The sequence below is a fragment of the Lagierella sp. ICN-221743 genome (genome assembly GCF_037890055.1).
Lineage (GTDB): Bacteria > Bacillota > Clostridia > Tissierellales > Peptoniphilaceae > Mediannikoviicoccus.
Genome location: NZ_JBBKBD010000001.1, coordinates 149,814 through 170,823, shown reverse-complemented (window position 1 = coordinate 170,823; position 21,010 = coordinate 149,814). Strand labels below are relative to the sequence as shown.

General features: G+C 33.0%; 21 protein-coding genes. 16 read left to right on the top strand and 5 right to left on the bottom strand.

Annotated features, from left to right (window positions below; all coding sequences use genetic code 11):
• The first annotated feature begins 6 nt into the window (after window positions 1-6).
• Together WKS98_RS00850 and WKS98_RS00845 are read left to right on the top strand one after the other, a co-directional pair.
• A complete protein-coding gene (locus WKS98_RS00850) occupies window positions 7-1,743 on the top strand; it encodes an ABC transporter ATP-binding protein (RefSeq protein ID WP_498916091.1) in 1,737 nt (578 codons plus the stop codon).
• Entirely contained in the window at window positions 1,733-3,469 is a 1,737-nt protein-coding gene (locus tag WKS98_RS00845; RefSeq protein ID WP_498916090.1) for an ABC transporter ATP-binding protein, read from the top strand. Before WKS98_RS00850 ends, WKS98_RS00845 begins: the two co-directional genes overlap by 11 nt.
• Window positions 3,470-3,499: 30 nt before the next feature.
• Here the strand turns inward: WKS98_RS00845 and WKS98_RS00840 are convergent, their stop codons facing one another.
• From WKS98_RS00840 to WKS98_RS00825, 4 genes are all read right to left on the bottom strand, one after another.
• The gene (locus WKS98_RS00840; protein ID WP_498916089.1) at window positions 3,500-4,801 is read right to left on the bottom strand and encodes an aldehyde dehydrogenase family protein; all 1,302 of its coding nucleotides are present in this window, start codon (window positions 4,799-4,801) and stop codon (window positions 3,500-3,502) included.
• Window positions 4,802-4,809: 8 nt separating this feature from the next.
• A complete protein-coding gene (locus WKS98_RS00835; RefSeq protein WP_498916087.1) occupies window positions 4,810-5,406 on the bottom strand; it encodes a stage II sporulation protein M in 597 nt (198 codons plus the stop codon).
• 85 nt (window positions 5,407-5,491) lie between these two features.
• Window positions 5,492-5,983, bottom strand: a complete 492-nt coding sequence (locus WKS98_RS00830) for a hypothetical protein (RefSeq protein ID WP_498916085.1) — start codon at window positions 5,981-5,983, stop codon at window positions 5,492-5,494.
• Between the two features lie 108 nt (window positions 5,984-6,091).
• Window positions 6,092-6,886: a M55 family metallopeptidase gene (locus WKS98_RS00825; protein ID WP_498916083.1), complete on the bottom strand. Its 795-nt coding sequence runs from the start codon at window positions 6,884-6,886 to the stop codon at window positions 6,092-6,094.
• 220 nt (window positions 6,887-7,106) lie between these two features.
• On the opposite strand from WKS98_RS00825, the gene WKS98_RS00820 reads away from it, so the two are divergent.
• The gene (locus WKS98_RS00820; RefSeq protein ID WP_498916081.1) at window positions 7,107-7,763 is read left to right on the top strand and encodes a redox-sensing transcriptional repressor Rex; all 657 of its coding nucleotides are present in this window, start codon (window positions 7,107-7,109) and stop codon (window positions 7,761-7,763) included.
• A 37-nt stretch (window positions 7,764-7,800) separates the two neighbouring features.
• Entirely contained in the window at window positions 7,801-9,708 is a 1,908-nt protein-coding gene (locus WKS98_RS00815) for an ABC-F family ATP-binding cassette domain-containing protein (RefSeq protein ID WP_498916079.1), read from the top strand.
• 34 nt (window positions 9,709-9,742) lie between these two features.
• Here WKS98_RS00815 and WKS98_RS00810 read toward each other — a convergent pair whose 3' ends face one another.
• Entirely contained in the window at window positions 9,743-10,246 is a 504-nt protein-coding gene (locus WKS98_RS00810) for an inorganic diphosphatase (protein ID WP_498916077.1), read from the bottom strand.
• 87 nt (window positions 10,247-10,333) lie between these two features.
• On the opposite strand from WKS98_RS00810, the gene WKS98_RS00805 reads away from it, so the two are divergent.
• From WKS98_RS00805 to WKS98_RS00750, 12 genes are all read left to right on the top strand, one after another.
• On the top strand, window positions 10,334-10,762 hold the full coding sequence (locus WKS98_RS00805) for a DUF1893 domain-containing protein (protein ID WP_498916075.1): 429 nt from the start codon (window positions 10,334-10,336) through the stop codon (window positions 10,760-10,762).
• Window positions 10,763-10,769: 7 nt separating this feature from the next.
• On the top strand, window positions 10,770-12,131 hold the full coding sequence (locus tag WKS98_RS00800; protein ID WP_498916073.1) for a RelA/SpoT-related domain-containing protein: 1,362 nt from the start codon (window positions 10,770-10,772) through the stop codon (window positions 12,129-12,131).
• Window positions 12,131-13,333 (top strand): NAD(P)H-hydrate dehydratase, encoded by a 1,203-nt coding sequence (locus WKS98_RS00795; RefSeq protein ID WP_498916071.1) that lies wholly within the window; start codon window positions 12,131-12,133, stop codon window positions 13,331-13,333. Before WKS98_RS00800 ends, WKS98_RS00795 begins: the two co-directional genes overlap by 1 nt.
• Window positions 13,334-14,521: an alanine racemase gene (gene alr, locus WKS98_RS00790; protein ID WP_498916069.1), complete on the top strand. Its 1,188-nt coding sequence runs from the start codon at window positions 13,334-13,336 to the stop codon at window positions 14,519-14,521. It abuts the gene before it with no gap.
• A 50-nt stretch (window positions 14,522-14,571) separates the two neighbouring features.
• Window positions 14,572-14,916, top strand: coding sequence for a type II toxin-antitoxin system PemK/MazF family toxin (locus WKS98_RS00785; RefSeq protein ID WP_498916068.1), 345 nt, complete (start codon window positions 14,572-14,574; stop codon window positions 14,914-14,916).
• Between the two features lie 157 nt (window positions 14,917-15,073).
• Window positions 15,074-15,928, top strand: coding sequence for a YitT family protein (locus WKS98_RS00780; protein WP_498916066.1), 855 nt, complete (start codon window positions 15,074-15,076; stop codon window positions 15,926-15,928).
• Between the two features lie 8 nt (window positions 15,929-15,936).
• Complete coding sequence (gene sdaAB, locus WKS98_RS00775; RefSeq protein ID WP_498916064.1) at window positions 15,937-16,602, top strand: L-serine ammonia-lyase, iron-sulfur-dependent subunit beta; 666 nt, start codon at window positions 15,937-15,939, stop codon at window positions 16,600-16,602.
• Window positions 16,603-16,604: 2 nt separating this feature from the next.
• The gene (gene sdaAA / locus WKS98_RS00770) at window positions 16,605-17,489 is read left to right on the top strand and encodes an L-serine ammonia-lyase, iron-sulfur-dependent, subunit alpha (RefSeq protein ID WP_498916063.1); all 885 of its coding nucleotides are present in this window, start codon (window positions 16,605-16,607) and stop codon (window positions 17,487-17,489) included.
• Between the two features lie 83 nt (window positions 17,490-17,572).
• Window positions 17,573-18,418, top strand: coding sequence for a CvfB family protein (locus WKS98_RS00765; protein WP_498916061.1), 846 nt, complete (start codon window positions 17,573-17,575; stop codon window positions 18,416-18,418).
• Window positions 18,405-19,151, top strand: coding sequence for a peptidylprolyl isomerase (locus tag WKS98_RS00760; protein ID WP_498916059.1), 747 nt, complete (start codon window positions 18,405-18,407; stop codon window positions 19,149-19,151). The genes WKS98_RS00765 and WKS98_RS00760 overlap by 14 nt, the downstream gene beginning before the upstream one ends.
• Before the next feature lie 8 nt (window positions 19,152-19,159).
• On the top strand, window positions 19,160-20,572 hold the full coding sequence (gene pepD, locus WKS98_RS00755; protein WP_498916057.1) for a beta-Ala-His dipeptidase: 1,413 nt from the start codon (window positions 19,160-19,162) through the stop codon (window positions 20,570-20,572).
• A gap of 8 nt (window positions 20,573-20,580) precedes the next feature.
• Entirely contained in the window at window positions 20,581-20,979 is a 399-nt protein-coding gene (locus WKS98_RS00750) for a DUF1292 domain-containing protein (protein ID WP_498916055.1), read from the top strand.
• The last annotated feature ends 31 nt before the right edge of the window (window positions 20,980-21,010 follow it).

Genomic DNA, 21,010 nt, shown 5'->3' with positions numbered 1-21,010 from the left:
GATTAATTGTTTAAAGAATTTAAATGGTTTATTGAGTCCTACAAGAGAAATCTTATGGCAGGACTTATTTTTCTGCTATTAAGTGATATTGTAGGAATTTTTCCGCCATATTTAATAGGGGAGTTGACGGATAAGGTCTTTTCAAACTCAATAAACTTAGATAGTTTTATAAAGCTAATAGCTCTTCTTGTTGGAGTTATAATATTAAAATATTTTTTAGCAATGGGATGGTCCTTTTTCATTCACCGTGGTGGAAATGAAATTGAACTAAGACTTAGAAACAAGCTAATGGGAAAGTTTTTAGGTCAGTCCATGGAGTTTTTTGACAAGAACTCAACTGGGTCTCTTATGGGGAAATCTACCAATGACATAAATTCAGTTAGTCAGATGATTGGTTTCGGAACGCTGGCAATGTTTGATGCAACGGTATATCCTTTCTTCATAATACTTGTAATGATATTTTCAGTTAGTTTAAAACTTACCCTTGCGACCATTATTCCAATTCCACTACTTGCAGTGCTTGTAAAGCTACTGGGGGACAAGATTTATAAGAAGTGGGAAGCTGCACAAGTTGCATTCGACAAGTTAAATAGTTTTGTACTTGAAGATGTGGTTGGAATTAGAATAATCAACGTGTTTAATCTACAAAATGTTAGAAGGCGCATGTTTAAAGTTAGAGGTGAAGAGCTTAAGGAAAAAAATCTTGAAGTAGCAAATTATAATGCAATGTTTAGACCAATCGACTTAACTATAACTGCCATTTCCTTTGCCATAGCAATTTTTTATGGTGCAGTTTTAATATATCGTGGAGAAATAACCATAGGAAAATTGGTTTCATTTACATTTTATTTAAATATGTTAATCTGGCCTATGTTCGCCCTTGGAAATTTTATTAATATTAAGAACCAAGCAACCGCTTCAATGAATCGTATTCAAAAAGTTCTTGACTATGAAGAAGATATTGTAGATAGAAAGAACGCCATAACTCATATTGAAAAACCAGACATTGAGTTTAAAGACTTTTCTTTTAAGTATCCAGATTCAGATTATATTTTAAAAGACATAAATTTAAAAATTCCATATGGTTCATCCCTGGGAATACTTGGTAAGACTGGATCAGGTAAGAGTACATTATTAAAGCAACTACTAAAGTACTACAACACCGACTTTTCTAAGATTTTAGTAAATGATAAATATCTTGACGACTACACCACCTATGCAATTAGAGACAAGTTGTCCTATGTGCCACAAAAGCATATGATATTTTCAAAGACAATTGAAGAAAATATTAAACTTTCAAAGCCGGATGCAACCAAAGAAGAACTTGATAGAGCAATTGAAATGGCAGATTTTAAAAAGGACTTAGAAAATCTTCCACTGGGTCTTGAAACACTATGCGGAGAGAGGGGAGTTTCCCTTTCCGGTGGACAGAAGCAGAGAATTGGAATTGCCAGGGCCTTTTTGAAAGACCCAGACATATTGTTGCTTGATGACTGCATGTCCGCTGTAGATGGAAAGACTGAAAGAAATATTATCAATAATATAAATAGTAGACTCCATCAAGGCACAATAATTCTTGCCTGCCATAGAATAAGTCAGGTAATGAATATGGATCATATAATTGTGCTTGAAGATGGAAAGATAGTAGAAGAGGGTAACCACCAAGAGCTAATGGAACTTGACGGTTGGTATGCTACTCAATTTGTTAGACAGATGGCAGGAGGTAGATATAGTGAAGAATAAAACTTCTGCAAGTAAAAGGCTTATAAATTATGCCAAAATGGAATCAAAAAACTTAACCTATGGTATAATTTGTACCTTTATAAGAACAGGACTAGAAATAGTTGGTCCTTTAATCATAGGATACCTTTTAAATAACTACATCAAAAAGGGAATGACCAAGGACGACTTTGTAACTATTGGGCTATATCTTATTTTATATTTGGCAGTTTATATAGTTGCTGGATTATTTTCAAGAAGTACTGTGCTACATTTTGAAAGGGCCTCTAATGGAATAACTTTACATGTGCAAAAAGATATTTTTAATCATGTTCAGTCATTGCCAATATCATACTTCGATTCGCTACCCGCAGGGTCCATAGTTTCAAGAATTACTAATGACACCAATAAATTAAAGGTGATGTTTCAAAACGCCCTAGGGGACATGACAACATCTGGAATAATGGTTATTACAATGTTTATTGTACTTCTTGTAAACCACACCAGAGTTGCCCTATACCTTTTAGTGCTTCTACCTATTGTTATGTTAATATTTTATGATTTGAGGAGAAAGTATAGAAAGTATACAACTGAAATCAGAAAATTAACATCCACCATCAATGCGGATATAAATGAAAATATTCAAAACATGGAGATTATTCAGGCCTATAACAAAGAGGATTTGATTAAAGAAGAGTTTGATGAAACTAACCAATCCATATGGGACAATGCATTTGAAATGACAAAGGTTAGGTCATATGGAGGATATAGAGCCATGGATATTGTGTCCTACTTTGCAACGGTAATAGTTTTAATCTACTTTGGTGTAGGAAGAATTACTGGAAAGTATCAAGTAGATGTTGGATCCCTTTATATCGTATTAAACTATGTAAGCAGGATGATGAGTTCACTTACAACTATAGTTACATGGTTTGGAGAGTTGGAACAATCCTATGCATCTGCAAAGCATGTGTTTGATTTATTTGAGCTTGAACCAGAGCCTGAACTTCCGGAAAAGCTAAACAATATTGAAGGAGAAGTTCAGTTTAAAGATATTCACTTTGCATATGATAAAGAATATGTGCTAAGGGATATAAACTTTGAAGTTCCATATAAGACTTCGGCAGCCTTTGTAGGTTCAACGGGAAGTGGAAAGTCCACAATATTAAACTTGATATTAAACTTTTATAGCCCACAAGAGGGAGTGGTTTCAATTGATGGACAGGATATAAAAAATGTTAATAAGCTTTCCCTACGAGAAAAAATGGCGGTGGTGCTTCAAGATTCGTTTTTGTTCGAAGCAAGCATCAGAGATAATATAAAGCTAGATGACAACTACAGTGACGAGGACATAAAAGAGGCCCTTAGAGCTGTTGGGGGAGATAGGATTATTAGTAGGGGAATTGACACAATGATAAAGGAAGGTGCAAAGAACCTTAGCCAGGGAGAGCAGCAGCTGGTTTCATTTGCAAGGGCCTATATCAGAGAACCGAAATTATTAATATTAGACGAAGCCACTTCGAATATTGACACTGAAACCGAAAGTATTATCCAAAAGGGAATTGAAAAGCTAAAGGAAAATAGAACAACACTTATTGTTGCCCATAGGCTTTCCACAATTAAAGATGTGGACATGATATATGTACTTTCAAAGGGCAAAATTATTGAAAAGGGAAATCATGAAGAGCTTATGAACCTAAGTGGATTTTATAGATCCATGTATGAAGAGCAAATGGAAGATCAAGCATAAATTTAAATTAAAAAAGCCGGGGCACCGGCTTTATTTTTTACTCATTACATTTTTTATAAAGTTTCCATATGGTGGATACCTTAATGACATATCGGGGCTAAACTTATTTGATAGTACGGAAGTTTTATGGGAAAAGGCCTTAAAGCCTTCAAAGCCATGATACCTTCCTATGCCAGACTCTCTAACTCCACCAAATGGAAGTCTTGAATTTGCCAAGTGAGTCATGGTGTCATTTATTGCCATTCCTCCAAAATTAAAATTATTCATAACATAATTGACGTCTTCCTTATTATCTGAGAATAGATAAAAGGCTAGGGGATTAGGATGTGTATTTATTATATTATTCACATCAACCCAAGTATCACATTCAATTATTGGTAGGAATGGTCCAAATATTTCTTCTTCCATAAACGGGGAATTTAAATCCGTAACAAAAAAATGTGGATTTATTTTTCTGTTTTCAAAGTCAAAGTTCTGTTCATTATAAATTCCTTCTTTAATGGCAAGGTCTTTAAGTCTTTCCATAGCAGCTTCATCAATTATCTTAGGATAATTTTCATTTAGTAATGGACTATTGCCATAAAAACTATTTACAGATTCCTCAAGTAGAGTTTTAAATTCTTCACCAAGACCTCTGTCAACTAGTACATAGTCTGGGGCAACACAGGTTTGTCCGCTATTCATGGTCTTACCCCAAGCAATTCTTTTTGCTGCTACTTCAAGTTTACTTCCCTTTTTAACAACGCACGGACTCTTTCCACCTAGTTCAAGCACATAGGGAATCATCTTTTCAGCTGCAATAATGCCCATATTCTTTCCAACTCTTGTGGAGCCTGTAAAGAATAACATGTCTATGTCTTCATTAATAAATCTATTTTTATCATCTTCATCAAGGCCATAGTAGGTTACATAATCAGGAATTGAATTTCGAATTATTGAATAGATTATTTCAGAAGTGTTTACAGTCTTTGAAGAAGTCTTTAAAATAACTTTATTCCCTGCAGCAATGGCTGATATTAAAGGTACCATTGAAAGTAAAAATGGATAGTTCCAAGGTGATGCGATACCGACTGTGCCGTATGGTCTATAAACATAATAAGACTTTCCAGGGAAAAGGGTAAGTGGCGTCTTTACTCTATGTTTTTTTGCCCAGTGGGGAAGGCCATCTATTGCCATGTTAATCTCTTCTATTACCTGGCTATACTCTGTTATTAAACCTTCTGCCTCTGACTTTCCAAGGTCTCTCTTTAATGCAAGAAGTGCTGCCTCTTTATGGTCTTCAATAGAAGTTTTTAATTCTTTTAATAATTTAATTCTCTCTTTTACATCCATAACATACCTCACATCACTAAGCTTGAAATAATAGGAGTAACATAGGCTTCAACAACACCTGCAACTAGTAATAGTGGAATGACCACAAGGAAAAACATCTTTGATAAGTTTAGAAAAAAAGTCTTTCCAGTTGTCGTTGGAACTTTGTTCATTCTATCCATTAAGTACTTACAAACTGAAACACCAAGGGCAAAGGAAAGTACTATGGCGGGAATTTCAAAAATTCCATGGGGAACAACGCTTAATATAAAAGCTAGGTACCCAACCATTCCAAGTTTTGCAACTATCATTCCAAGGGCTGCACCAATAACAGCACCGTTAATGATTAGTGAGAAGTATGGCAGGAACAAATACGGAATAAGTCCCAATAAAACCATTACTAAACAGGCAGTAATATTATTTCTTATAAGACCAATGGCGGAAACTTTTCCGTCTAACACAATATTCTTCCCAACATTCTCCATAAATTTATCTATAACTTTCATTGCAACATCTGAATTTAATAAAAAGAATATGGAAGAAAGAAAAAATACTAAGAGCAAAACTAAAAAACCTGTATTAAAATATTTTTTTACATGATAATTATAAAATTCTTTTAAACTCATATTTACCTCCTGCTTATATATACCTGTTTTTGTTACGACATAAACAGAAAATAAAAAAGTCCTGCAATTGCAGGACTAAATTTTTTTATTCTAAATCTTCTTTTAAGATTTTACCTTTTTCGTTTTGAGTGAACTTAGTAATCTTTTGAACGAAAGGAATTCCGTTTTCCTTGTTACATTCGATCATGTGGTAAGTTTGGTCGATGTTACCAGTTTCTTTAAAGTTCTTCTTTAAGATTTTCATGATTGAGTAAGGTGTTTCAGGTTCTTTAACAGTTACGATACCTTTTCCAGTTGCTACAGCCTTTTGCATTAATTCTTCAAAGTCGATTCCTGGAATACTTGGAATTAAGAAGAAGTCACATTCTTTTTCTAAGTCTTCTTCACTCTTAACTTGAACAGCCTTGAATTCTCCCTTAGCAATTGCCATACATGAAGCCATGAAAGGTCTAACTCCTGCTGAACGGTGTCCAGAGATCATTAGAACATCCTTGTTTTCAATAGCTTTTAGCATGTATTCGCCTTCTTTTTCTGTACAGAATTCTTGATCTACGAATTTTTGCATCATTTTATTCATGTTTATACACTCCTTATATGTTCATACTAGTCGACTATACGCCGCATATATATATAATACTACAAATCAAAAGAAAATCAAAGTTTAGTCAAACTTTATTCGAAAAAATTATAGATAATAAAATACAGCTTCTATTTCTTTTATGTTGTTTCCTTTTAAAATTATTGTGTTACTAGAAACTTGTGTTGCAATTGAAATATTTGAAGCCTTCAAACATTCGCTTGCTTTTTTATACTCTACCTTAAGCTCATATGGTTTTATAACAGGATTTATTTTAGAAATATTTTTAGAAGCTTCCAATGTGGTTTCATAAATTTCCCTTTGAACTCTTCTTGGAGTCTTTGTCAAAATTGATTCACCAATGCCTTCGTAAGAGTAAACTGTTCTAATACTCTTATCTATTTTATTTACTTCATCGCAAAGGCCCTTGTCTCCAGAAAGTAAAATTGTTTTTACTCCATGATGTAAGGCAACGGTACTATTAAATAAAAATTCGGAGCAAAGTTCTCCATTTAGTTCTATCCTTTGATACTTAGATCCGTTAAATGAGTGGGCAAGGGGAGTTGTGCCAGTGCTTGCGGCGTTATGATATCCAATAAAAAAAACTCCATCAAAACTCTCGTCAATATCTTGAACCATTGAGTGAGGGTTGTGACTCCATCCTCTAATTATTTTACAGTTTTCAGGAAACGCATCTATGTCAAGATTGTTTCCGAGATAGTGAGCATCCTTAATTACTATTTCACAGTTAGGATAGTTTTCATTTAATGCACTTACACATGCATTAACTTCATTTGTCATAATCTTTTTTTGCTCTTGATATTCGGTGGAGTTTCCCATTGTATACTCCCAATTCAAACAACCTGCAGTGCCTTCGATGTCTGCAGAAATATAAAATTTCATTTTGCACCTCCAATTATATTGTAAATCTAAATTACATATCTATCAACGATTTGATTTTGAAATACTTAACTTATTAATAATATGTGAAAAAATAATTGAACAGTAATTTAATTTAAAAACACTTAACAGTAAAAAACATTGTTAAAAAAATCCTATTGATTAATACCAAGCAAAATGTTATAATACAATTTGCGAATAAGAAGGATATGGAGGAAAGATAATGAGTAATAAACCCCGTGTATCTTTGGCAGTAGTAAAAAGATTACCAAAATATTATAGATATTTAGGTTTAATTTCTGATAGAGGAATAATTAGAGTTTCATCACAAGAACTAAGTAAGATAACTGGACTTACAGCTTCTCAAATTAGGCAGGACTTAAATCATTTTGGTGGCTTTGGACAGCAAGGATATGGATATAATGTTGAAGAACTTAAAAATGAAATTGAAAAGATTATAGGAATCGATAAGTCATATAATGCAATTGTACTTGGAATGGGCAATATAGGACAGGCTATATATAAATATCCTGGATTTAGTCAAAACTCAGGCTTCAATATAGTTGGACTTTTTGATGTGGATAAAAACTTAGTAGGAAAGACTATGCTTGGAAATAAAATCCAACATATTGATAAACTAGGAACTTTTCTAAAAGAACAAAAAGTTGACATTGCAGTTCTTTCTACTCCAACAGAAGTTGCACAAGAACTATGTGACATATTAGTTGAAGGAAATGTAAAAGGTATATGGAACTTTGCATCTCTAGATTTAAAATTACCAAAGTCTGTTGTTTTAGAAAATGTTCATTTAGATGAAAGTCTATTTACATTGACATATTACTTAAACAACTTAGAAGACTACCCTGGTACTAAAAACTAAAAGTAGACAAGGTCTACTTTTTTTGTTGAGGTAAATTATGATATTACTTGATGCTAACAATATTATAAAATCATATGTTACCAAAGATGTTTTGACTGGAGCAAGCTTTAACATCCAAGATAATGACAAGATAGGTCTTGTTGGAAACAATGGATGTGGAAAGACTACTCTTTTAAAAATTTTAATTGGGGAAATCTCACGAGATGGTGGAGATATCTATCATAAAAAAGATTTATCCATAGGGTACTTGGAACAGATGACTACACTGGATCTTGAATGTTCAATCTATGAAGAATGTCTTAAAGTTTTTGAAGACACAATAAAACTTGAAGATGAAATTAGGGAAATGGAGAAAAAAATTTCAACTATGAAGGACTCAGGTGCTCTTGATGATATTTTATTAAAGTATCAGAGCATGCAAGACTCGTTTAATGCCATGGATGGATATGAATGTAATTCAAGGATAAAGGGGATGCTAAAGGGATTTGGATTTAGCGAAGATGAGTTTGATAAAAGTATTAACCACTTGTCTGGAGGTCAAAAATCTAGAATTCAAATAGCAAAGCTTCTTCTTTCAAAGCCAGATATACTGTTTTTAGACGAACCTACTAACCATTTGGATTTAAATGCAATAAATTTTTTACAAAACTTTTTAAGAGACTTTCAAGGAGCGGTGCTTGTAGTATCCCACGATAGATATTTTCTAGATAAGATATGCAATAGGATTTTTCTAATGGAAGGCGGAAAAGTTTTTTCCTACAATGGAAACTATTCACAGTTTTTTGTTAAGAGAAAAAAAGATTTTGAAGTCATGATGGCAAGCTACGAGAATCAGCAAAGGGAAATCAAACGACAAGAAGAGATTATAGAAAGATTTGCAAATTATGGTTCAAGTAGGTATATAAAACAGTCTCAGTCTAGAAGAAAACTTTTGGATAAGATGAAGTTAGTTGAAAAGCCCAAGGAGTTTGTTGGTGGTTTTTCACTAAAGCTAACCCCCGCTATTGAAAGTGGAAGAGATGTACTTATGGTAGAGAGTCTATCTAAGTCATTTGGGAAATACAAAATATTTGAAAATGTAGACTTTACTGTTTTTAAAGGTGAGAAGGTGGGAATAATCGGACCAAATGGAGTGGGAAAGACAACTCTATTTAAAATGATTATGGGATATGAGTCAATTACCTCTGGACAGATTGCTACGGGAAGCCAAGTAATGACGGGATATTTTGACCAAGAGCAAAAGGACTTAGACTATGACAATACGGTACTTGATGAAATTTGGAATGAATACCCAAGGCTAACTCACTATGAGGTGAGATCTTATTTGGCAAAGTTTTTATTTGTTGGTGACGATATCTTTAAACTTGTGGAAAACTTAAGTGGTGGGGAACGCTCAAGGCTTGAACTTTTGAAGTTGATGTTATCATCAAGCAACTTTTTATTAATGGACGAGCCTACGAACCATTTAGATATAGATTCAAAAGAGATTTTGGAATCTGCAATGGGTGACTATGAAGGAACGGCGCTTATAATATCCCATGACAGATATTTTCTAAACCAAGTGGTAGATAAGATAATTGTTTTAAACGAAGACGGAACAAAGATATATTTGGGAAATTATGATTATTATATTGAAAAACTAGAAGAGGAGAATACTCCTAAAGAAGAGACAGCTGTAAATAAAACTCAGAGCATTAAAGATAGAAAAAAACAAAAGCAATTAGAAAATGAATTAAGAAAAACAAAGAAAAAAATTAAAAAAATCGAAACTGATATTGCAAAGCTTGAAGAAGAGATTTCAGAACTTCATAATCTTTTGACAAAAGAGAAAATTTACAATGATTATGTAAAGTCTCAAGAGATTGTAGATGAAATTAAGTTAAAGGAAGAGCAGAAGGAAGAGCTGTTCCTGCATTGGGCAGAATTAATAGAATCGTTGGAATAAAAAACTCTTATCCATATGGGTAAGAGTTTTTCTATTATTTATTTTTTTCTTTATAACTTTTTCTTGCTTTTTCCAGTGCATCTAGTGCGGCATCAACATTGTACCATCCACCAATTTCAACTTCTTTATTTTCAAGTCTCTTATATTCTTTAAAGAAGTGTTCAAATTCTCTTTCTGTATGACTACTTAAATGCCCAAGGGAATAAACTTCATCATACCTCGGGTCATTAATAGGAACTGCAATAAGTTTTTCGTCATTGCCCTTATCATCGGTCATTTTAAACATCCCTATAATTCTTGATTCAATTAAGCATCCAGGAAAGGTTGGATTTTTCATTAGCACTAAAATATCTAGTGGATCTCCATCTTCCGCTAGAGTTTCAGGCACAAAACCATAATCTGCAGGATAGAACATTGGAGAAAAAAGACATCTATCAAGTTTGAAACATTTTCTTTCCTCATCGTATTCATATTTATTACTGCTTCCTCTTGGGATTTCAATTATAGCTTCCACTACATTTTTATCATAGTTATTCATTTTTTTGCCTCCTGATCTTCCACTTGTTGACAACAGTAATTATATTATATATTTTGGTTTTATGCTATTATAAGAGATGGAGGAGATATGAAAATTTTAGAATATGGCAAAGAAAAGTTAATTGAAAAAAATTTAAATCTTCTTGTTTTAAAAGACGAAGAAATAGTTTTTGAATCTGATAAAATGGGCATAATACCTATGTATGAATTTTATAATTCCAATATCCATGGAGAAGTATATGTAATTGACAAGTTTATTGGTATGGGAGCTGCAAGGCTTTTATTAAATTCAAAAGCAAAAGTAAAAGCTCTATTTACATTTGTTATATCGAAGGATTCAAAGGAACTATTGGAAAATAATAATATTGAAGTTGTTTATGAAAGAGTTGTGGACAAAATCCTTAATAGAGATAAGACCGATTATTGTCCTATTGAAAAAATGTCCATGGTAAATAAAGATTTTGATGATTTTTACAAGGAACTTGAAGAGTTTATTGGCAAGATGAAGCAAAAGTAGGTGCAATATGAAACTAGATATGTTTAGATTTATCGATTCTGCCGTTGAATATGTAAACTTAAAGAAAGATTTTATAAATCAAGTAGCAGAAGAGTGTGATAGATTTTTTACTGAAATACTTTGTGATAACGATTTTTTCTTAAATTTGAACTATAGAGTTAAGTCTGATAATAGCATTAAAGAAAAACTTCTTAGGATGTCTGACTTTAATGGCATGAGTCATCCGCGAGATGTTTTTAATACACTTAGTGATATTTTAGGACTTCGTATTGAATGTAGATTTATATCTGAAGAAGAGGAGATATTCTTTAAGTTAAAAGATATCTTTTCTGAAACAGAAGATGGAGTATTTTATAGATCGCCATTAAATGAATACATCTACTTGAATTTTAAAGACCCTCAACCACAGTACCAAAAAAATGGATTTGAAATATATAAGATAGATGGTAAATACATTGATGGAGAAGAAGAACTATACTTTGAGCTTCAAATTAAATCCATGGTAAATGTATTTTGGGGAGAAATTGACCATAGAATTTTATATAAGAATTTTAATTACATGATTACAGAGGATTTTATAAGAAATTTGATGTACTCAATAAAAAATAATCTAGAGATGGTTGATAGCCAGCTTAACACTATATACCAAAGATTAAAAGACATGGAAGAGTCCAACGAAGAAAATACACTGGATCAATTAAAGTCTTTTCTATCTAAGGCGCTGCATGACACATATGTATTAAAAATGCAAAAGGAGACGGGAGTTTTAATTGACCTTAGGGCAATTTCAAATACCGTAATCGATTTTTTACTTATAGAAAAAGATGACAAAGAGAATAGTGATTCTGTTAATAGCAAGGTAATAGATATTCTTCATAGAATAAATCAACTGAATAGAAAGAAGATGGTTTTTGGAGAAAATCTTGAATTTGAACATGTTGAATATAGAAACAAGCTCAATAAAAAATTAGGTGAGTCATTAAAGAAATATGCAAATGTAGATTTTAGATGGAATATGATTTTGATGATAGTCTTTGACTTAGAAGGAAAAAAGAGTCCGCAAATCTTTAACGAGTTTATTAATTACCTAGTTCATTGTGTAAGTTCAGTTGTAGATGAAGTGTTTGAAGATATAAATTTAAACAAGAGAAAGAAACAAGAATTTAAATATGAGATACTAAATGAAATTTTAAACTTCTACTGTGATAACTTAGATATAAAACACTTTACTAAGGAAGGACAAAGAAAGCTGTCTATTGTTTTAAATGAATATCTAGAAGGTTTTCCAGAAGACTTCGATTTAAAGGATTTTAACCCAGAAATAATTATAGGCCTATTAGAGATGTCACAAAGCAGAGGTGTAATGTAGTGAAAGTTGGAATTGATATCTGCGATGTCAAAAGGATTGAGAAAATTTCAGATGAAAAATTTATAAAAAGAGTCCTAACTGATAGCGAAATAGTTCAATACAATTCAAAAAGCAAAATGAAATCAGTTTATCTTGCGGGAAGATTTGCAGCAAAAGAGGCGGTTTCAAAAGCTTTGGGCACTGGAATTGGAAAAATTAGTTTCAAAGATATTGAAGTTTTAAATTATGATTCGGGAGAGCCTTTTGTAAATCTTTTTGGAAATGGAAAAAAGTTATGGTTTGAAAAATTTCATGGTGAACCGGAAATTTCTATTTCCCACGAAGATGAATACGCAATTGCCGTAGTAACTGGACAGTTAAAAGAAAATAATTTTAATTTAAATCCACCATATGCACTTAAGGATAGAGATGCTGAAGGGCATAAGGGCAGCTTTGGAAAGGTAGGTATAATTGCAGGTTCAAAGGGAATGGTGGGCTCTGTGTATCTTTCTTCCATGGCGGCACTTCATACTGGATCGGGCCTTGTATATACCGGGGTTTGTGAAGATATATTTGAGATAATGCAAATAAAGTGCATAGAAAATATTATTAAATTGATAGACTTTAAAGATGAAAATTCATTAAGCGAGTTTTATGAAAACTTAGATGCACTTGGCATTGGACCTGGGCTTTCTAATCTTATGACTCCAAAAGAGCTTCAATATATTTTAAGAACATTTTTAAAACCGATTGTAATTGACGCCGATGGACTAAATACAATTTCAAAGGACTTAAAAATTTTAAGTAAAAATAAAAATCTAATATTAACGCCACATGAAGGAGAGTTCTCAAGACTGTTAAACGTGTCAATATCGGAAATAAGTTCCAATAGAGAAGTTCTTGCAAAAAAATTTGCCAAGGAACATTCGGTGGTTTTAGTTTTAAAGGGAGCAAACACAATTGTTACAGATGGTTATGAAGTTTATATTAACAAAACTGGAACAAGTGGACTTGCCACAGCAGGATCTGGAGATGTACTTACAGGAATAATAACTTCATTACTTGGACAAGGCTATGAAAAGTTCCAAGCTGCATCCCTTGGAGTTTATATTCATGGACTATGTGGTAACTTTTTAGAAACAAATTTAGGAACTGATGGTATAATAGCAAGTGACATATTAAATGAAATAGCAAGAGTCATTAAAGCACTAAGGGAGATTTAAATGGAAAAATATCAAAATTATTTAGAAATAGATTTAGATAGATTAGTTCATAATTTCAAAAGCCTTCAGGCCATTGCAAAACCAGCAAAAATTGCCGGGGTCGTAAAGGCAAACGCCTATGGACTTGGTTCCATAACAATTGCAAGGGAAATTGAAAAAGAAGGGGCAGACTATCTTTGCGTTGCCAATATGGCTGAGGCAATGGAACTTAGGAAGTCAAGAATTTATTTGCCAATTTTAGTCCTTGGATACATTAAAGATGATGTATTTAGAGACGTCATTCAAAATAGAATTGATATAACTGCCTACGACTACAACCAATGCTTTAAACTAAATGAAGAGGCAAAGGCTCTAAATGCAGTTGTGGATGTACATATTAAAATAGATACGGGAATGGGAAGACTTGGTTTTTTAATAGACAAGACAAATATTGAAGAGTCAATTAGGGAAATAAAAAAGATAAATTCCCTTTCAAATGTAAGAATAAAAGGGATATATTCACATTTATCCGACGCAGATGGTGAAGATTTTTCATACACCCAAATGCAATACGAAAAATTTATGGAGTTTATTATGTTCTTAGACCAAGAGGGCATAACAATTCCGATAAAACATATTTCAAATGACGCAGGAGCCATACTTCATGGCTACTACTTAGACATGATTAGATGTGGACTTGGACTATATGGATACTATGGTTCAAATGTGGTTAGAGAATGTAATGCAGTTGATTTAAAACCTGCCGTATCATTTTATACTTCAGTAGCATCTGTAAAGACCTTTCAACCTGGAGAGCAGATTGGATACAATAGAACATACACAACTGATAAAGTTACAAAGATTGCAGCAGTTTCCCTTGGCTATGCGGATGGATACCCTACTGCCTTAAGTAATAAGGGATATATGATTGTAAATGGTCAAAGGGCAAATGTAATTGGCAAAGTTTGTATGGACCAAACTATGTTAGATGTAACACATATTGAAGATGTGTCTATTGGAGATGAAGTTTTAGTTTTTGGAGAAAAGGAAGGAAATATTATTCCATTGGAAGAAGTGGCAGAACTAGCAAACACAATCACATATGATATTTTATGCAGAGTATCATTGAGGATTCCAAGGGCATATTTCAGAGATGGTAAATTAATAAAAGTTATTGACTACTTAGAAAAAATCAAAATTGACTTATAGATTTAATTTTGTATATAATTAAATGAGCATGATAGACAAGAGGTTATTAGATGAAAATTAAAAGAGGAGACATATTTTTCGCTGACCTCAGTCCTGTCGTCGGATCAGAGCAAGGTGGAATAAGGCCAGTAGTGGTCGTCCAAAATGATATAGGAAACAAATACAGTCCCACCATTATAATTGCTGCCATAACATCTCAATTACATAAAGCAAAGTTGCCGACACATATAGGAATAGCAGCGGACAAATATGGATTACCAAAAAACTCAGTTGTACTATTGGAGCAGCTGAGGACAATTGATAAAAAAAGATTAAGAGAAAAGATAGGTTCATTCGATAATAATTTTATGAGCAAATTAGATGATGCATTAAAAATATCTGTAGGGCTTAGATAATTTAGTATCATCAAGCTCTTTTTCTTTGTTTTAATTATTTAGAAATTAAATAAAACCAGAATAAACGCAAAAGTGCATGCATTTGTAAAATTTTAAAAATAATTCGAAAAAAATTCATGATACATGATATAATCATTTCATGAAGAAATTTTTTACGATGAAAAACATGAAGAAATTCATAATTGTAACCTTAGGTTCGGCTTTGGTATCGCTGGGGGTCTATTTATTTATAATGGACTACAATATTCCGATGGGGGGCGTAAGTGGATTTGCAATTGCTTTACAGTATGTATTTCCAAAGCTACAAGTAGGTTATTTGATGACGGTTTTAAACATTATACTCTTTACACTGTCATTTATTTTTTTGGGTAAAGAGTACGTTGGCTACACCATATATTCGGCACTATTCATTTCTAATGGAATTTCATTTTTAGAAAACTTTATGCCGCTATCTGAACCGCTAACATCTAATGTTTTACTAAGTATAATTATTGGAGTAATTATATCGGGCGGAGGTATGGCAATTGTTATATCTCAAAACTGCACAACAGGTGGTACAGATATCTTAGCGAGTATAATAAATAAATTTACTCATATGGATATCAGTAAGGCACTACTAATATGTGATGGACTAGTTGTACTATTTGGTTTTGTAGCAATTGGAATTGAAGAAGGGCTTTATGGATCTCTGGGAGTAGTTCTAAACTCTATGTCAATAGACTACTTTATAACAGGATTCAACACTAGAATAAGTATGTATATAATTTCAACAAAAGCTGAAGAAATTAATAATTTTATAATTAAAAATATTACAAGAGGTACTACAATCTATTATGCAAAGGGTGGATATTCACAACAGCCGAAAGAAATAATAAACACTGTTGTTACAAGAAGACAGTACTTTCAAATTAAAAACCAAGTGACTAAAGTTGATCCTAAGGCATTTGTAACAATGAATATGGTTAACGAGGTTGTTGGTGAAGGCTTTACTTACAAGGCCGAAACAAAATAGGAGGAAAAATGAGTTCGTATAATCTTTTTGATATATTAGGTCCTATTATGATAGGACCTTCGAGCTCTCATACAGCAGGAGCTTGTAGAATTTCCAAAACTGCAAGAATAGTTGCAGGTGGTGGTTTTACTAAAATTAATTTTATATTACATGGTTCATTCGCTGAAACTTATATGGGCCATGGTACAGATAGAGCTCTTCTTGCCGGCGCAATGATGATGGACCCAGATGATGAAAGAATAAGAGACTCTTTTGAAATTGCAAAAAAAGAAGGACTTGAATATCATTTTGAAAAGGCAGATCTTGGAGATGTTCATCCAAACACAGTGAAGATAGAAATGATTTACCCAGATGGAAAGGAAACAACTATAACAGGTTCTTCCATAGGTGGAGGAAATATTAGAATTATAGAAATGAATGGAATTCCTTTAGACTTTACAAGCAAGTATCCATTACTTATTGTAAGATACATAGACAAAAAGGGAATCATAGCTTTCATATCTTCAAACCTTGCTGAAAATGATTATAATATCGAAAGCCTTCAAACTACAAAAGAGGTGGACCAAGTAACCCTTGTGGTTGAACTTGATAAGGATTTGGATCAAGAAACAATAGATCAAATAAGGCAAAATGAAAATATTATTTTTGTTAAACACTTAGAGAAAGGGTTCTAGAAATGATTTACTATACTGATGAACTTTTAAAATATTCTGAAGAGAATGATACATATTTATGGGAGCTTGTTCTTGAAGATGAGCTTGAAGTATCAAATGATACAAAGGAGGGCATCTACGAAAAGCTTTCTGAAATGCTAGCAGTAATGGAAAAATCTGCAAATAAATATCTTGATGAATATAGCGAAACAGGCTTTGGACTAATTGATGGATATGCTAAAGAGACAAATGAGTATGTAAAAAAAAGAAATACCATGCTTGGGGAAAAAAATGTAAGAACCATGGCAATGGCTTTTTCAACATTGGAACTTAGCTCGTCAATGGGAAAGATAGTTGCTTCGCCTACTGCTGGCTCTTCAGGAATAATTCCTGCAATAATTGCGAGATATAGAATGGACGACCCAGATGTTAGTGACGAAAAACTTATAGAAGGTCTACTAACAGCAGTAGGAGTTGGCAAAATCATAGGAAGATTTGCAAACTTTTCAGGAGCTGAGGGAGGATGCCAAGCTGAATGTGGTTCAGCAGCTGCCATGGCGTCCGCTGCCCTTGTGTACTTAAAGGGTGGCGACTTAGAACAATCTTTAAACGCAGCTTCAATTGCAGTTGTAAATATATTAGGGCTTGTTTGCGACCCAGTGGCAGGACTTGTGGAGTATCCATGTACTTTTAGAAATGCATCGGGGGCAATTAATGCAATATTATCAGCAGACCTGGCTTTAGCTGGAATAAAATCACTGGTTCCATTTGAAGAGGTTTGTCAAGCGCTAAATGACGTTGGAGAGTCAATGAGCTTTAGACTTAAAGAAACAGCCCTTGGAGGTATTGCTGCAACAAGAACTGGAGAAAGAATTAAAAAAGAATTTTATGAAAAACATAATCAATAGTTAGGGAAGCTTTGGCTTCTCTTTTTTTATTTTACTTTTTATGTATTTAAGGTACTGTGTTATAATTGAAAGTGAGGTGTTTTATGATAAATTTAGGAGAAGTGCAAGAACTTAAAATTTCAAGAATGATTAAAGCCGGAGCATTATTAAAAGATGAAGCTGGCGATGAAGTTCTACTTCCACATGAAGAGATTGAAAACGAAAAGATTGGGGATATTATAAAGGTGTTCCTTTATAATGATAGCAAAGGCGAAATCTTTGCAACAAAGACAATTCCTAAAATAACTTTGGGTAAAATCGCCCACTTAGAGGTTAGAGAAATCACAAGAATCGGAGCATTCTTGGATTGGGGACTAGAAAAAGAATTATTTTTACCTTTTAAAGAGCAAATATGTAAGTTAGACAAAGGCAGAAGCTATCTTGTAGCACTATACATTGACAAGACAGGTAGACTATGTTCAACAATGAAGATAAGAGACTATTTGAGGACTGATTCAAAATATAAAGAAAATGATAGAGTCTCAGGAGTTGTATACAATGTGGTGGATGATATAGGTGCTTTTATTGCAATAGATAACATATATGAAGCGCTATTACCAAATGATCAAAAAAGAGGAGTAGTAGCTGTTGGTGAACCTATTAGCTTGAGGGTTTCCTCTGTGAAATCCGATGGAAGATTAAATCTTTCTCAAAGGGAGAGGGGCCATTTGGAACTTGATAAGGATGCTGAGCTGATTTTTGACTTGTTAAATGATTATGATGGATTTTTGCCTTATAATGACAAGTCAGATCCGGACGAAATCAAAGATATGTTTTGTATGTCGAAGTCGGCATTTAAGAAAGCTACAGGAAGACTTTTAAAAGGTAATAAGATAGAATTTTATAAAGACGGAATAAGGATTAAGGAGGAAAAGAATGGGAGAAAATAAAGTTTTAGCAAATGTAAATGGAAAGGAAATCACAGCAAAGGAAGTTATTGATTTTATTAATGCTATGGGACCACAAGGTGAGCAATTTCATTCAGAAGATGGAATAGCAAGGGTTTGTGATGAGCTTATAAATCAAGAACTTTTTTATCTAGACGCTATTAAAAACAAATTTGAGCAAGATGAAGCTTTCAAAAAAGAATTAGAAGTTTTAATAGAAAATGCTCTTAAAAACTATGCTATCAATAAGATTTTAAGCGAGGCTAAGGTTACAGATGAAGATGTTAAAGAATATTACGACTCACATAAGGATCATTTTAAGACAAAAGAAGAAATTTTAGCATCTCATATATTAGTTGAAGATGAAGACAGAGCTAATGAAATTAGAAAAAAAATTCTTGATGGAAAGGCATTTGAAGAGTCAGCAATAGAAAACTCAACATGTCCATCAGGTAAAAATGGTGGTTCACTTGGAAGATTTGGAAGGGGACAAATGGTTTCTGAATTTGAAAATGCAGCTTTCGATTTAGGCATTAATGAAATATCTGAACCAGTAAAGACTCAATTTGGATACCACATAATCAAAGTAAATGAAAAGTATGAACCTTCTCTAAGACCTTTCGAAGAAGTTATCGAAGAAATAAGATCACAATTATTAGCGCTTAAACAACAGGAAATATATATAAACAAAACTGAAGATTTGAAAAAAGATTACAAAGTGGAAAAGTTTTACTAGGAGGTAATATGTCTCAAAATCAAGTTTTTAAATATTTTGAAGAAATTTCAAAGATACCAAGATGTTCATTCCATGAAGAAAAAATAGCTCAATACCTTTTAAACTTTGCAAAAGAGAAAGGTTATGAAGCTTTGATTGATGATTATAACAATGTCACTATTATAAAAGAGGCATCAAAGGGATATGAAGATAAGCCTGGAATAATTTTACAAGGCCATATTGATATGGTTTGTGAAAAGACCAAGGACTCTAATCACAACTTTTGCGAAGACCCAATTGAATTAGTCTATGATGGGAATTTTTTAAGAGCTAACAAGACTACTTTGGGAGCAGACAATGGTATTGCAATAGCAATGGCGCTTTCATTATTATCTGATGAAAATTTAGAAAGTCCAAGAATTGAATTTGTTGCAACTGCAACTGAAGAAACTGGACTTGTGGGAGCATCAAACTATAAAACTGGAATTTTAAAGGGAAAATACCTTATAAACATTGACTCTGAAGAAGAGGGAGTTTTAATTGCAGGCTGTGCCGGTGGAACAGATGTTGATTTAGAATATGACATTGAAAGAGAAAGCAAAGATGGCCATGTATATAAACTTTTGGTTCATAACCTAAAGGGTGGCCACTCAGGCATGAGTATTCACAATCCCCTTTTAAATGCTATTAAATGTGGTGGACAAATATTAAACACAATCAGCAAAGATAATGATATAAATATTATTGATATTCATGGTGGAACTAAGCATAATGCAATTCCAAGAGAGCTTGAAGTAACTTTCTTATCAAAAAATAAAATTGAAGAAAAGATTTATGAAGCTGACTTAAATGAGTTTAAAAAAGTAGAAGAAAATATTGAAATTGAATTGGAAGAAGTTTCAAATTCAGAAGAAAAAGTATTTCCTAATGACTTAACAAAGAGACTAATCAAAGCCTTGGTAGAATTACCTCATGGAGTAAAAAGCTTCATGAGCGGAGATTATAGTAATATTGTTGAATCTTCACTAAACCTTGCAATAGTAGAGACATTAGAAAAAGTTGTTCACTTCAAGATATCTGTTAGAAGTTCAGTTGAATCTAAGAAAGATGTAATAATAGACGAACTTAAAAAGATAGTTTCAGATACAATTGGAAAGCTTGAAGAGTCAAATGGATATAAGGCTTGGGAATTCAAAGAGACTTCAGAGCTTCGTGACATTGCAGTAAGTGCTTATAAAGAACACTGTGGAAAAGAATTAGAAGTTTCAGTTATCCACGCTGGCCTTGAATGTGCCATCTTTAAAGACAAATATCCACAAATTGATCCTATTTCAATAGGGCCAAACATCTACAAGGTTCATACTCCTGAAGAAAAATTGGATATTGAATCAACAAATAGAACGTATGAATTTTTAGAGTATTTAATAAAAAAATTATCCTAGGAGGAAACATGAGCGAAGAAAAGAATTTCGAAAATGGATGTGGCTGTGACCACGACCATCATGATGAATGCGGCTGTGGACATGACCACCACGATCACGATTGTGGCTGTGGATGTGATGAAGAGGTTACAATTGTTGAACTAAACCTAGAAGATGGAACTGACCTTGAATGTGAAGTGATTGGAGACTTCTATTTAGAGAGCCAAGATCAAAATTACATTGCCCTTGTAACTTGTGAAGACAGGGAAGTGCTTTTGTATAGACTTACACCAGATACTATAACAGGAACTATCGGTGGAGATGCAACTCTAGATAGAATAGAAACAGAAGAAGAATACAATGAAGTTGTTGAAGAATTCTCAAGAATATTCTTTGATGGCGAACTTGAAGACATGGATGAAGAATAGAGTAAAGCCTTGGTTTGCCAGGGCTTTTTTT